The sequence below is a fragment of the Kitasatospora sp. NA04385 genome (genome assembly GCF_013364235.1).
Lineage (GTDB): Bacteria > Actinomycetota > Actinomycetes > Streptomycetales > Streptomycetaceae > Kitasatospora.
The window spans coordinates 453,905-466,683 of record NZ_CP054919.1 but is presented as its reverse complement, the minus strand read 5'-3'; the positions used below and the strand labels follow the sequence as shown (position 1 = coordinate 466,683).

Here is a 12,779-nt window from a genome sequence, read left to right as displayed (position 1 = left end):
CGGGGGACACGGGAGCCATGACGAGGACTCAGGGGCGCGTGCCGCCGTACGTCGCACCGGTGGTGGCGGCGCTCGCGCAGGGGACGGCGCTGGTCGCGGCGGGACTGCTGATCACCCATCCGCCGACGGGCTGGTGGGACCCGGGCGAGAAGGGGCTGGTCGGCTGGCTGGCCGCGCACCGCACCCCCGCCCTGACCACGGCGAGCGGCTGGCTCTCCACGATCGCCTTCACCCCCGCGATCGTCGCGGTGACGGCGGTGGCCGCCCTCCTGCTGCTGCTCCGGCACCGGTGGCGGCCGGCCGCACTGCTCGCCGGGGCGGTCACCCTGCAGGCGGTGCTGTTCGTGTCGGCCGCCCACCTGGTGGACCGGGCCCGCCCGGACGTCGTCCGGCTGGACGGCTCGCTGCCCACCTCCAGCTTCCCGTCCGGGCACGTCGGGGCGGCCACCGCCCTGTACGGCGGCCTGGGCCTGCTCGCGCTGTACGGGACGCGCGGACGGTGGCGGGTGCCGCTGTGCGCGCTGGCCTGGCTGGTGCCGGCGCTGGTCGCCGCCAGCCGGCTCTACCGCGGCATGCACCACCCCACCGACGTGCTGTTCGGCCTGCTCAACGGCGCGGCCGCGCTGTGGGTGGTGGCGCACGCGCTGCCCGTGCGGGAACGCCGGGAACGCCCCGCCCCGGCCGACCCCGCCGCACCGCCGCGCCCGCCCGCCGCCCTGGTCCACAACCCGGTGTCGGTGGACGACGCCCTGCTGGAACGGCTCTCCGCGGTCCTGGTCGCCCACGGGTACGCGCCGCCGCTGCGCCTGCCCGGCGCGGCCGAGGACTGCGGCCGGGCCGCCGCCGCCCGGGCGCTCGCCGACGGCGCCCTGCTGGTGGCGGCCTGCGGCGGCGACGGCACCGTCACCGCCTGCGCCGAGACCCTGGCCGGCACCGGCGCTACCCTGGCCGTCGTCCCCTGCGGCACCGGCAACCTGCTGGCCCGCAACCTCGGCCTGCCCACCGACCCCGAGGCGGCCCTGACCGCCGCCCTGACCGGCCGCACCCGCCGGATCGACCTGATCCGCGCCGAGGGCGACGGCCTGCCGGTGCGGGCCGCCGCGACGATGGCCGGGATGGGCCTGGACGCCGCCGTGATGGCCGACACCGGCCGCGACCTCAAGCGCCGCCTCGGCTGGCCCGCCTACCTGGTCGGCGCCGCCCGGCACCTGCGCGACCGGCGCTTCCCGCTGACCGTCACCGTGGACGACGCCCCGCCGGTGCGCCGACAGGTCCGCACCGCGGTCGTCGGCAACGTCGGCACCCTCCAGGGCGGGGTGCGCCTGCTGCCCGACGCGGTGCCCGACGACGGGCTGCTCGACCTCGTCCTGGTCCAGCCGCAGGGGCCGCGCGGCTGGAGCACGGCGGTGCTGTCCCTGCTCACCGGCACCCGCCGCCAGGGCCCGGCCGCCCCGCTGGAGCACTTCCGGGGCCGCCGGATCGAGCTGACCGCCGACCGTGCCCACCCGCGCGAGTGCGACGGCGACCCGGTCGGCGACGGCCGGACGCTGATCCTGACCGCCCGCCCGGACGCCCTGCTGGTCCGCGTCCCCGCCACCTGGCAGGAGCAGCCCGCCGAGCTTGCCGCGTCCGCCGAGCCCACCGATTCCGCCGCGTCTGCTGAGCACACCGAGCACGCAGAGGCCGCCGCGTCCGGGCGGGAGGCGGCCTGATGGGAACCGCCAGCCGGGTCAGGCCCGGCCGCGAGCACCTCTCCGCCGACGAGGCCGTGCACACCCTGCGCCGGGGCGCCTGGTGGCCGCTGGTGCGGGACGCCTTCGTGCGCTTCCGCTACGCCGACGGGTTCAGCCACGCCCGGGCGCTGGCCTTCCAGGCGGTGCTGGCCCTCGTCCCGTTCACGATCGCCGCGGTCGGCCTGGCCTCCTCGCTGCACGGCGGCCCGCTCGGCCAGCTGGTCGCGGGCAGCATCGAACGGATGGCCCCGGCCTCCAGCGCCGATCTGGTGCGCGACGTCCTCGAAGGCAGCCGGCACCGCACCGGCGGCACCGTCGCGCTCTGGTTCGGCGCCCTCTTCGCGCTCGCCAACCTGGTCACCGCGATGTCCCAGATCGAACGCGGCGCCAACCGGATCTACGGGATCGAACGGGACCGCCCCTTCGACCGCAAGTACGGCCGCAGCCTGCTGATGGCGGCGGGCGCGGGCCTGCCGCTGGCCACCGGCTTCCTGGTGCTGGTGGCCGGACCGCAGGTCGCCGAGGCCGCCGACGAGGTGTTCGGGCTGGGCCCGGTCACCACCGGGGCCTGGACCCTGCTGCGCTGGCCGATCGGGGTGCTGCTCACCGTCACCTCGACCGCCCTGATCTTCCGCCGGGCCCCCCGCCGCCACCAGCCCGGCTACAGCTGGCTGGCCTTCGGCGCGGGCGTCCACCTGGTGCTCTGGCTGGCGGCGACCTGGCTGCTCACCCTCTACCTGCGCCTGAGCGGCTCCTTCGACGCCGTCTACGGCCCGCTCAGCGTGGTGTTCTCGCTGCTGGTGTGGGCGTACCTGACGGCGATCTCGCTCTTCCTCGGCCTGTCCTTCGCCGCCCAGCTGGAGGCCGACCGGATCGGCCGGCCCGGCCCGGTGCTGCCCGACCCGCTGGCCACCGACCTGTCCGGGACCGGCTGGCCCGACTCCGACTCCGACTCGGACTCCGACCAGCCGTCCGCCACCGAGCCGTCTGCCGCCGAGCCGTCCGCCACCGAGCGGCCCGTCACCGGGCTGCCCGACGCCCACCTGCCCGCCAACGACTCCGGGTCGGCGCCCGGGCGCGAACCGGCGCCCCGCGTGCCGCACCCGGGAAGGACGGAGCCGTGATCCGCCGTCCCGCCCTGCGCCGCTCCTCGCCGCGCACCGCCCGCCTGCGCACCGCCGACCTGCACCTGGGCGAGCGGCTGCTCGCCGCCGTCGCCGCGTTCGCGGTGGCCGCCGTGCCCACCGCGCTGCTGCTGGTGCTGATCGAGGCCAACTGGCCGCCGCTGCACCGGCTCGACGCGGGGGCGGCGCACCGCCTGCACACCACCGTGCGCGACCACCCCGCCGCCCTCTCGGTGCTGCGCACCCTCAGCAACGGGGTGTGGGACCCGCTGACGATGCGGCTGCTGGTCGCGGCGGCCGTCGCCTGGCTGCTGTGGCGGCGGGCCTGGCGGCTGGCGGTGTGGGCCGCCGCCACCGTGACCGCCTCCGGGCTGATCGGCTGGGCGGTGAAGGCCGCCGTCGCCCGGGCCCGGCCCGCGCTGCCCGACCCGGTGGCGCACGCCCCGGGCTTCTCGTTCCCGTCCGGGCACGCGATGACGGCGGCGACCTGCTGCACCGTGCTGCTGCTGGTGTTCTCCCCGGTGCTGCGCCCGCCGTGGCGCCGGGCGGCCCGCGGGCTGGCCGTGCTGAGCGTGCTGGGGGTGGGGTTCACCCGGGTCGCGCTCGGCGTGCACTGGGCCAGCGACGTGCTGGGCGGGTGGCTGCTCGGCCTGGCCCTGGTCGCCGCCACCGCCTGGGCGTTCGAGGGCTGGCGGCGGGAGACCGGCCGTCCCGTCCCGCCGCCGCTCGCGGAGGGGCTGGAGCCCGAACTCGCCCCGCACGGCCCGGCCCGGCCCGAGGGGTGAGGCGCTGCGGCGGGGCGCCCGGGGTCAGCCCCCGCCCGGCCGCAGCGCGCCGACCGCCGCGTCGACGGTGGCGTGGCAGGGCAGCAGCCGGTCCACGCCGGTCATCGCGAGCAACCGGCTGACGTCGGTGGAGGGGCTGACCAGGGCCAGCGCGGTGCCGGCGCTCTGGGTGCGGCGGAAGGCGAACAGCAGCTCGGCCACGCCGAGCGAGTCGCAGAAGCTCAGCAGCGCGAGGTCGAGCACCAGCGGCAGCGCCTCGGCGGTGCGCTCCACGGCCCGGTGCAGGCGCGGCGCGGTGTGGTAGTCGAGTTCGCCCGCGAGCACGACGACGGTCGCCCCCACGGGATGGGTGCGGACCTCGATGGTCAGGGCGTACTCGGGCACGGGGCTCCGTACGGTGCGTGGTGGGTGGGCCTGCGGGCGGGGTGCGGCGGGGGTCGGGCGGGGTCGGGTGGGGCGCGGCGGGTTCAGTCCAGTCGGGCGAGCAGCAGGGCGACGTCGTCGGTCTGGGCCCGGGCGAACGAGGAGAGCAGCAGGTCGGCCGCCGGGTCCAGCTCCGCCGGGGCGCCGGCGAAGGCGTCCCGCAGCGCGTCCAGGCTGCTCTGCAGGTGTTCGCCGGGCACCTCGATCAGGCCGTCGGTGACCAGCAGCAGGGTGGCGTCGGGCGGTACCGGGTAGTCGACCGGCGGCGGCTGCGGCACGTTCAGGCCGAGCAGGATGCCGTGCTCGGTCAGGTAGCGGGCGGAGCCGTCCGGGAGCCGCAGCAGCGGCGGCAGGTGGCCCGCGTTGGCGACCCGGACGCTGCGCCGGTCGGGGGCGATCAGCACCAGGCACACCGTCGCGGTCAGGCCGGGGCGCAGCCGGGTCAGCAGCACGTCCAGCCGGTGCAGCAGGGTCTGCGGGTCGTGGCCCTCGATGGCGTAGGCGCGCAGCGCGTGGCGCAGTTCGCCCATCGCCATCGCGGCCTCCAGCGAGTGCCCGGCCACGTCGCCGATCGCCAGCAGCAGCCCGGCGGGGGTGTCGATGGCCTCGTAGAAGTCGCCGCCGATCTCGCTGCGGGCGGAGGCCGGCTCGTACCGGACGGCGAGGTCGACGCCGGGGACGGTGGGCAGCCGGCTGGGCAGGAAGCTGCGCTGCAGGGTCAGCGCGAGGGCGTGCTCCTCGGCCTGGCTGCGCTGGGCCTCCAGGGCGAGCGCGCCGGCCTGGGTGAGTTGGGGGAGCAGCCCGCGCTCGTCGGGGGCGGCGACCGCGTCCCGGTCGACGACCACGGCGAGCAGCGGGCGGCCGGGCTTGGTGCGGGCCGCGACCAGGGCGACCGGCCCGGCGGGCAGGCCCGCGCCGTCCAGCCCGTGGCCGGCCAGCACCTCGTGCCACTCGTCGGCGCCCAGCAGGGTGGTGGCGGTGCCGGTGGCGTCGCCCAGGGTGTGGTGGGCGATGACGTCGAGCAGCACCGGCGGGGCCTGGAGCAGCCGCACCCCGGTGCCCTCCGGCGGGTCCGGGTCGTGGTGCGCCAGGTGGAGGGCGGCGCGGTCCGGCCCGAGGGCGATGGCGGTGGCCCGGGCGGCGCCGAGCCGGACCGCGCCGAGCGCGGCCGAGGTGACCAGGGCGTCCGTGTCGGCGGCGCCGTACAGGGCGAGCGTGCTGCGGTGCAGGGCCGCGACCAGGGCGGCCAGCCGCTCGGCGTGCCGGCGGGCCCGGGTGTAGCGCAGCACGGCGGTGACGGTGGCCTGGAGCTCGGCCGGGTCGATCGGCTCGGTCAGGTAGGCGTCGGCGCCCCGGTGCAGGCCCTGGGTGCGGTCGCTGGCCTCGATCGCGGTGGCGGAGATGTGCACCACGGGCAGCGTGGCGGTGCGCGGCTCCTCCTTGATCCGCTCGCACACCTCGAAGCCGGTCATGTCGGGCAGGCTGATGTCCACCACGGCGAGTTCGGGCAGTTCGGCGGTGGGGGTGCGCTCCAGCAGCGCGAGGGCCTGGGTGCCGTCCACCGCCTCGACCACGGTATGCCCGGAGCGGCGCAGCCAGCTGCCCACGATGTAGCGGGTGGCGTCGTTGTCGTCGAGCACCAGGACGGTGGCGGGCCCGGTGTCGGGGCCGGTCATGACCCCTCCTCGGGGGACGGCGCCCGGCGCGGCGCGGCGGGGCGGGGGGCGGCCAGGGCGGCGGCGATCCGGCCGCTGCTCAGGCCGGACTTGGGCAGGACGGCGCGGGCGTGCGACAGCCGGGCCCGGTCGGCGGCGCTCAGCGAGGCCGAGGTGAGGATGACGACCGGGATGTGCCGCAGCGCCGGGTCGGCCCGCAGGTCGGCGGTGACCTGGTAGCCGTCGACGTCGCCGAGGTGCAGGTCGAGGACGATCCCGTCGGGCCGGACGTCGCGGACGGCGGCCAGCGCGGCCGTGCCGTCGTGGACCTCCACCACCTGCTCGGCGATCTCGTGCAGCAGCGGGCGCAGCAGGCCCCGGAACACCGGGTCGTCGTCGACCGCGACCAGCACGCCCCGCCGGGTGCCGACCGGCGGGGCCGGCCGGGCGGGCAGCCGGACGGTGAGCGTGGTGCCCCGCCCGGGGGCGCTGTCCAGGTGCAGGGTGCCGCCGAGGATCTCGGTCAGCCGGCGGGCGTACGGCAGGCCCAGGCCCGTCCCGCGGCGGCCCCGCTGGTGCGCCCCCTTGACCTGGTAGAACTCCTCGAAGACCCGTTCGTGCTGGTCGGCCGGTATCCCCACGCCGGTGTCGGTGACGGTCAGCACCAGCAGCGGCCCGCCGTCCGGCGCGTCCCCGGCCCGGTCCTCCTCGATCGCGGCGGTCAGTTCCACCGACCCGTGCTCGGTGAACTTCAGCGCGTTGGACAGCAGGTTGCGCAGGATGCGCACCAGCATCGTCTCGTCGCCGAGCAGTTCCCCGGGCACCTCGGGCGCGGGGCCGATGCGCAGCGCGACGCCGGGGCGGGCCAGGCCGCGCAGGGTGCCGTCCAGGTGGGTGAGGACGGCGCGCAGGTCCAGCGGCGCCCACAGCGGGTCGAGGGTGCCGGACTCCGCCTTCGCGACGTCGAGCAGCTCGTCCACCAGGGCCAGCAGGGTGCGGCCGGAGTCCGCGATCAGGGACAGCTGGCGGGAGCGCTCCTCCGGCGGGACGTCGGTGTCGGCGCGCAGCAGCTCGGCCAGGCCCACCACCGCGTTGACGGGGGTGCGCAGCTCGTGGCTGACGTTCGCCCAGAACCTGCTCTTGGCCTTGCTGGCCTCGCGCAGTTGCTGCGACTTCTCGTCGAGCTCGGCGTACAGCGCCACCACGCCCCGGTTGGTCTCCTCCAGCTCCTCCGACAGCTCCGAGTAGAGCGCCAGGACGCCCCGGTTGGTCTCCTCCAGCTCGCGGTTCAGGCGGCGCAGCTCCTCGCGCTGGGCGCGGGTGTGCTCCAGCGCGGCGATCAGGTCGCGGGTCTGCGCCCGGGAGTCCTCCAGGGCGCTGGGGTCGGTGTGCGCGTCGAGCAGGTGGCGGGCCTGCCCGACCAGCTCCGGCGCCGGGTCGGGGTTGGAGCCGTGGCCGAGCCGCTGCTCGACCTGCACCAGGCCGTCCCCGCCGCCGTGCTCGTGGTGGGTGGACAGCAGCCGGGCGGACGCCTCCAGCGCCTCGGCGGGCAGCCGGTGGCCGCCCCGCCACACCAGGGTCACCCGCAGCGAGGCCGGCGGCCCCGGCAGCAGGTCGAACGCGGCGGTCAGCCGCTCCGAGCCGAGCAGGCCGCGGCCCAGCTCGCTCAGCGCGGTGGCCAGCCGGACGGCGTCCTGGCCGTCCGCGCCGAGCAGGTCGGCGACGGCGCGGGCGCTGCGGCGCAGCGCGAAGGTGTCCTGGGCGGTGACCACCGAGGTGGTGCCCAGGTGCACGACCGGCGGCCGGCCCGGCTGCCCGGCGTCCGGGTACTCGGGGTACTCCGGCTGCGCGGTCGGCTCGGTGTCCGTGCGGTCGGTCGGCTCGGCGCCCGTGCCCGCGGCCGGGTCGGCGTCCGGGCGTCCGGGCGTGCGGTCGGTCGGTGCGTTCACCAGGTGCCCTTCGCGATCACCACGCCGGCGTCGTCCCGGCGCACCCCCGCCTCGCGCAGCAGCAGGGCGGCGGCGGTGACGGGCAGGTGGGAGAACAGGCCGGGGGTGTCGGCGGCCCGCCAGCGGTCGGTCAGTCCGTCCGAGTGCAGGACGACCACGCTGCCGGGCGGCAGCTCCTGCCGGACGGTGTGCGGCGCGGGCAACTGGTGGCCCACGATGCCGGGGGAGGAGGGCAGCGAGCGCCTGGTCCCGCTCGCGGTGTCCACCACGAAGGCGCTGACGTTGCCGACCCCGCAGAACGTCAGCCGGGCGGCGACGGGCTCGACCAGGGCGACGGCGACCGCCCCGCCCCGGCCGGAGCGCAGCGCCCGGTGCAGGTCGGCCAGCACCTCGGAGGGCTCCTGCGCGGGGCTGCGGTGGAAGGCGGCGGTCGCGTCGGAGGCGGCCCGGGCGGCCAGCGGGCCGTGGCCCAGGCCGTCGCAGAACATCAGCAGGAAGGCGCCGGCCGCCCCGCCGCCGCCCGTCCCGCCGCCGACCGCCCCGGAGACGGTGTGGGTGCGCGGCGCCCGGTTGGTCAGCACCGACCAGTCCAGCCGGGCCGCCGCCGCGGACGCGGGCAGCACCGGGGCGGGCCCCGGCGCCGGGCGGCCGGCCGGGCGCACCGCCCAGGCGTCGCCGCACAGCTCCTGTCCGCTCATCGGCCGGGTCAGCCCGGCCGCGGGCGGTTCGCCCGCGGCGGCCGCCGCCCGGCCGGCCGGGGTGCGGTTCCAGAACCGGGCGGTCAGCACGGTGCCCCGGCCGGGCAGCGAGTGCAGGTCGAAGGCGTCGGCCAGGCGGGAGATCGCGCCCAGGCCGATGCCCAGGGTCGGGCCGGAGGAGTAGCCGTCGGCCAGCGCGGCGGGGACGTCGGCCATCCCCGGGCCGCTGTCGACGGTGAGGAACTCCAGCGCCGCCTCGGTGTCGGTGCGCACCACGCGCAGCACCATCGCCCCGTCGACGGCGTGCCGGCGCAGGTTGGTGGCGGCCTCGCTGACGGCGAGCGCCACCTCGGCGGCCCGCTCGGGCAGCAGGCCGATCCGGTGGGCGAGCTGCCGGGCCGCGCCGCGCGCGGCGGCGGGCAGCGAGTCCGAGTGCCGGAACCACACGGTGTCCTCGCACTCGGTCAGGGCGGGGGTCACCGGGCCCACTTGGTCACCGAGACCTTCGTCCCGGCCCCGGGCTCGCTGTGCAGCTCGAACTCGTCCACCAGCCGCCGGGCCCCGCTCAGGCCCAGGCCCATGCCGTTGCCGGAGGTCCAGCCGTCGGTCAGCGCGAGGTCCAGGTCGGGGATGCCGGGCCCGTTGTCCTCGAAGACGGCGTGCACGCCCTTGCGGGTGCCGTTGTGCACGGTGGCGCAGCGCATCAGGCCGCCGCCGCCGTACACCAGCGTGTTGCGGGCCAGCTCGCTGGCCGCGGTCACCAGCTTGGTCTGGTCGACCAGCGACAGCCCGCACTGCTGGGCGTACGTGCGGACGGTCTGGCGGGCCCGCACCACGTCGTCGTTGGAGCTGATCGGCACGCTCTGCTCGTCTGCTACCCGGGGGCCGGTCATGGGCGGGCCGTACGCGCGGTACGGTCGCGTTCCAGCAGGGCCAGGCCCTTCTCCAGGGTGAGCGCGGTGCGCACCCCGCCCAGCGAGAGGCCCAGTTCGACCAGGGTGATCGCCACCGCCGGGCGCATGCCGACGACCACGGTCTCGGCGTCCAGCATGCGCGAGATCGCGGCGGTGTTGGCGAGCATCCGGCCGACGAAGGAGTCGACGATCTCCAGCGCGGTGATGTCGATGACCACGCCGTTCGCGCCGGTGGCGACGATCCGCTCGGCCAGGTCGTCCTGGAGGTCGAGGACGATCTGGTCCTCCAGGTCGACCTGGATGGACACCAGCAGGACCTGGCCGATCTTCAGGACGGGGACGCGGTCGCTCATCGGGTGCCACCGGCGGGGACGGTGCCGCCGCTCTGCTGCAGCACGTGCCGCAGCGCGTCGGCCAGGGTCGCCTTGGTGACGATGTCGCCGAACTGCACGCCCAGCGCGACCAGGGTCTGCGCGATCTGCGGGCGGATGCCGGAGATGGTGCACTCCGCGCCCATCAGCCGGGCGGCGACCACCGTCTTCAGCAGGTGCTGGGCGACCTCGGTGTCCACGGCGGGCACACCGGTGATGTCGATGATGGCGTGCTCGGACTCCGAGTCCACCAGGCTCTGCAGCAGCTTCTCCATCACCACCTGGGTGCGCGCCGAGTCCAGCGTGCCGACCAGCGGCACCGCGACCACGCCGTCCCACAACTTGACCACCGGCGTGGACAGTTCGAGCAGCTGCTCGGCCTGGGCGCTGATGATCTCCTCGCGGGTGCGGGCGTACGCCTCGATGGTGAACAGGCCCAGCGAGTCCAGCAGCCGGGTCAGCTGCAGGTAGGCCGTGATGTCCTCGGCGCTGCTGTCCGTGGTGGGCTCCAGCACGTCCTTGCCGGCGAAGACGCTGACGGCCGTCTCGGTCGGCGTGAAGCCGTGCCGGGCCCTGGCCCGGGAGAGCTCCACCAGCAGGGCGCGGACCTCCGAGTACGCCTCGCCCTGCCAGTTCAGGCCGTCCTTGCCCAACGCCTGCAGCAGGGCCTGGTACAGCTCCGACAGCTCGCGCTCCAGCTCGGCCCGGCTGATCCGGCCGCCGAGGGTCGCCGCCACGGCCGCCACCCACTGCTCCTGCACCGCATCGTCCCGGGTGAGCAGCTCCACGAGCCGTTCCGACGCACGCTCCACCGCCATCAGGCGTTCTCCTCGCTCATTAGGCCCCCGTGGTCGGGGGGACCCGGCCGTCGCATGACGGCGCGCGGCGACCCGGACCGGTCGGTCGGGTCACCGCGCGCCTTCTGCCCCGATCGCCCCAGGGTATGCGGGAGCGGCCGAGAATTTTTCGGCGGTTCTTCGGCGGGGGGAACGCTGCAGGTCAGGGCCGCTCCGCGTGCTCGGCCCGGAACATCCAGGCGTGCTTCTCCAGCGCCGCGGTCACCGTGATCAGCAGGTCCTGGGTGACGGGGTCGGGCTCGCCGGTCTTCGCGATCCGCTCGCGCATCCGGGAGACCACCGCGGTGAGCGCGCCCACCAACTGCTCCACGACCGCCGTGTCGGCCTGCCAGCCCGCGGGCACCCCGGGCAGGCCGCCGGCCGCGACGGTGGCGGCCCGCCCGTCCGGGCTGACCCCGATGGCCGCCGCCCGCTCCGCCACCTGGTCGGCGAAGTCGCGGGCGGTGGCCACCACCTCGTCGAGTTGCAGGTGGACCGAGCGGAACCGGGGGCCGTACAGGTTCCAGTGGGCCTGCTTGCCGATCAGTGAAAGGTCCACGAGATCGACCAGGGCGCCCTGCAGCGCCTCCCCGGCCGTGTCGCGGTCGTGCTCGGCCAGCGGGCTGCCGGTGGCGATGTCCATCGTCTGTCCTCTCCGCGTCGGGGGGTGGCCGGCGAGTGCCGACCGCCCCTCGGCTGCCCGCCCCGGCCGGACGGAAACCCGTTCGCGGCCCCGGATAACGTTTTCGCATCGACCGCTTGGACCTTGCCGCCCCGGGTAGCCGCGTCGACGCCGCCACCCGTGCGCAGGCCCGCCCGCACCGGGCCGCTCCCGCAGGCACGCCACCGGCGCACCAGCTCACGAACAGGAAATGGGGACCCGCATGCCCGCCGCCGTGTCCAGGCCGATCTCCGTCACCCTCCCGGAGAGCCCCTACCCCCACGTCCTGCTCGCGGGAGAGCTGCGCTTCGACCCGACCCTGCCCTACGGCGTCGGGCTGGCCTTCCCGCCGCGCCGCCCCGGCGACGAGGAGCTCGTCTGGTGGTTCGGCCGGGAACTGCTCGCCGAGGGCCGGCACGCCCGGTCCGGCGAGGGGGACGTGCTGGTCGCCCCCGGCGTGGACGGCCGGGTCCTGGTCACCCTCGGCAGCCGCACCGACCGCGCGGTGATCAGCGCCCCCGCCGCGACGGTCGACGCGTTCCTCGCCGACACCTTCGCCCAGGTGCCCCCCGGCACCGAGTCCGCCCACCTCGACCTCGACCTCGGCCTCGCCCGGCTGCTGGCCTGAACGGCGGCCTGAACAGCTGCTGCTCAGGCGGTCGGCGGTCAGGCGGTCAGGACGACCCGGATGCGCTTGCCGCCCCCGGGCAGCGGGTGGATCTCCCACTCGGTGGCGACCAACTGCACCAGTGGCCAGCCCCGGCCGCCCAGCAGGGTGGGGTCCTGGAGGTTGGCCCGGTCCCCGCGCGGGTGCGCGTCGCAGGCGTCCTCGATCTCGATGGTCAGCACGCTGCCGCCCTCGCTCGCCCGGGCGGCGAACCCGGTCACCCCGCCGGCGTGCCGGATCGCGTTGGTGACCAGCTCGGTGACGGCCAGACAGGCGTCGCCGAGCAGCCGGCCCCCGGCCGCGGAGTGCCGGGCGAGCGCCTCGGTGACGACGGCCCGGGCATCGGCCGCGGTGCGCACCGCGCACCCGGCGACGCCGGAGCGGGGCCGGTGGCCGGTGGGAGGGTGCCGCCGGGTCGGGTCGGTCTCGGCGCGGGACATCGGATGACCTCGAATCGGACGGGACGGGAACGGTGCTTCGGACGCCCGGCGTTCGGACGGCGGGCGGCTCACACCCCGCGGGCCCGCGGCGGGCGGGTCGCGACCGGTGCGGGCGCCGGTACGGGTGCGCAGCGCGCCGCGGCCTCCGCGTCCGCCGCGACGTGCAGGTACCCGGTGGCGGACGCCAGGTCGAGCAGTCGGCGCACCGGCTCCCGCAGCGGCCCGGCCAGCACGAGCCGCCCGCCGGCCTCCGCCATCCGGCGGTGGGCGGTGAGCAGGCCGTGCAGCACCGAGGAGTCGGCGAAGGTGACGTCGGCCAGGTCCACCACCAGCAGCCGCGGCGGACGGTCGAGCACCGCGGTCAACCGCTGCACGAAGTCCTGGGCGTCCTCCCAGTCCAACTCGCCCCGCGCCCGAACCGTCTCGACGTCCACCGGGCCGGTTCCGGCCGCGCCGTGTGGGTGATCGGTCATACCCGGCATGGTAGTCGGCCGCCGCCCCCCGGTCCCCGACCGGCCCCGAC

General features: G+C 76.7%; 13 protein-coding genes and 1 pseudogene. 4 read left to right on the top strand and 10 right to left on the bottom strand.

Going from position 1 to position 12,779, the window contains the following annotated elements:
* Positions 1–17: 17 nt before the first annotated feature.
* The 3 genes and pseudogenes from HUT16_RS02040 to HUT16_RS02030 all read left to right on the top strand — a co-directional run bounded on the left by HUT16_RS02040 (position 18) and on the right by HUT16_RS02030 (position 3,642).
* The gene (locus tag HUT16_RS02040; protein ID WP_176184857.1) at positions 18–1,712 is read left to right on the top strand and encodes a diacylglycerol kinase family protein; all 1,695 of its coding nucleotides are present in this window, start codon (positions 18–20) and stop codon (positions 1,710–1,712) included.
* Positions 1,712–2,644: pseudogene (locus tag HUT16_RS02035) on the top strand (YihY/virulence factor BrkB family protein); the annotation flags it as partial. The gene HUT16_RS02040 and the pseudogene HUT16_RS02035, both read left to right, overlap by 1 nt.
* A 227-nt stretch (positions 2,645–2,871) precedes the next feature.
* Positions 2,872–3,642 (top strand): phosphatase PAP2 family protein, encoded by a 771-nt coding sequence (locus tag HUT16_RS02030; protein ID WP_254898220.1) that lies wholly within the window; start codon positions 2,872–2,874, stop codon positions 3,640–3,642.
* Positions 3,643–3,666: 24 nt separating this feature from the next.
* On the opposite strand, the gene HUT16_RS02025 is transcribed toward HUT16_RS02030, so the two are convergent.
* From HUT16_RS02025 to HUT16_RS01990, 8 genes are all read right to left on the bottom strand, one after another.
* The gene (locus HUT16_RS02025; RefSeq protein WP_176184853.1) at positions 3,667–4,026 is read right to left on the bottom strand and encodes an anti-sigma factor antagonist; all 360 of its coding nucleotides are present in this window, start codon (positions 4,024–4,026) and stop codon (positions 3,667–3,669) included.
* Between the two features lie 83 nt (positions 4,027–4,109).
* Complete coding sequence (locus HUT16_RS02020) at positions 4,110–5,741, bottom strand: fused response regulator/phosphatase (protein ID WP_176184851.1); 1,632 nt, start codon at positions 5,739–5,741, stop codon at positions 4,110–4,112.
* Positions 5,738–7,669: an ATP-binding protein gene (locus HUT16_RS02015; RefSeq protein ID WP_254897592.1), complete on the bottom strand. Its 1,932-nt coding sequence runs from the start codon at positions 7,667–7,669 to the stop codon at positions 5,738–5,740. Before HUT16_RS02015 ends, HUT16_RS02020 begins: the two co-directional genes overlap by 4 nt.
* Complete coding sequence (locus tag HUT16_RS02010) at positions 7,666–8,856, bottom strand: ATP-binding SpoIIE family protein phosphatase (RefSeq protein WP_176184849.1); 1,191 nt, start codon at positions 8,854–8,856, stop codon at positions 7,666–7,668. The genes HUT16_RS02015 and HUT16_RS02010 overlap by 4 nt, the downstream gene beginning before the upstream one ends.
* Complete coding sequence (locus HUT16_RS02005) at positions 8,844–9,260, bottom strand: anti-sigma regulatory factor (protein ID WP_176184847.1); 417 nt, start codon at positions 9,258–9,260, stop codon at positions 8,844–8,846. Before HUT16_RS02005 ends, HUT16_RS02010 begins: the two co-directional genes overlap by 13 nt.
* A complete protein-coding gene (locus tag HUT16_RS02000; protein ID WP_123558766.1) occupies positions 9,257–9,634 on the bottom strand; it encodes an STAS domain-containing protein in 378 nt (125 codons plus the stop codon). Before HUT16_RS02000 ends, HUT16_RS02005 begins: the two co-directional genes overlap by 4 nt.
* Positions 9,631–10,470 (bottom strand): STAS domain-containing protein, encoded by an 840-nt coding sequence (locus HUT16_RS01995; protein WP_176184845.1) that lies wholly within the window; start codon positions 10,468–10,470, stop codon positions 9,631–9,633. The genes HUT16_RS02000 and HUT16_RS01995 overlap by 4 nt, the downstream gene beginning before the upstream one ends.
* 181 nt (positions 10,471–10,651) lie before the next feature.
* Positions 10,652–11,131 (bottom strand): Dps family protein, encoded by a 480-nt coding sequence (locus HUT16_RS01990; RefSeq protein ID WP_176184843.1) that lies wholly within the window; start codon positions 11,129–11,131, stop codon positions 10,652–10,654.
* Positions 11,132–11,372: 241 nt separating this feature from the next.
* Here HUT16_RS01990 and HUT16_RS01985 point away from each other — a divergent pair, with 241 nt between their 5' ends.
* On the top strand, positions 11,373–11,777 hold the full coding sequence (locus tag HUT16_RS01985; RefSeq protein ID WP_176184841.1) for an SsgA family sporulation/cell division regulator: 405 nt from the start codon (positions 11,373–11,375) through the stop codon (positions 11,775–11,777).
* A 38-nt stretch (positions 11,778–11,815) separates the two neighbouring features.
* Here the strand turns inward: HUT16_RS01985 and HUT16_RS01980 are convergent, their stop codons facing one another.
* Positions 11,816–12,256, bottom strand: coding sequence for an ATP-binding protein (locus HUT16_RS01980; RefSeq protein WP_176184839.1), 441 nt, complete (start codon positions 12,254–12,256; stop codon positions 11,816–11,818).
* Between the two features lie 68 nt (positions 12,257–12,324).
* Positions 12,325–12,729 (bottom strand): STAS domain-containing protein, encoded by a 405-nt coding sequence (locus HUT16_RS01975; protein WP_176184837.1) that lies wholly within the window; start codon positions 12,727–12,729, stop codon positions 12,325–12,327.
* Positions 12,730–12,779 lie beyond the last annotated feature (50 nt).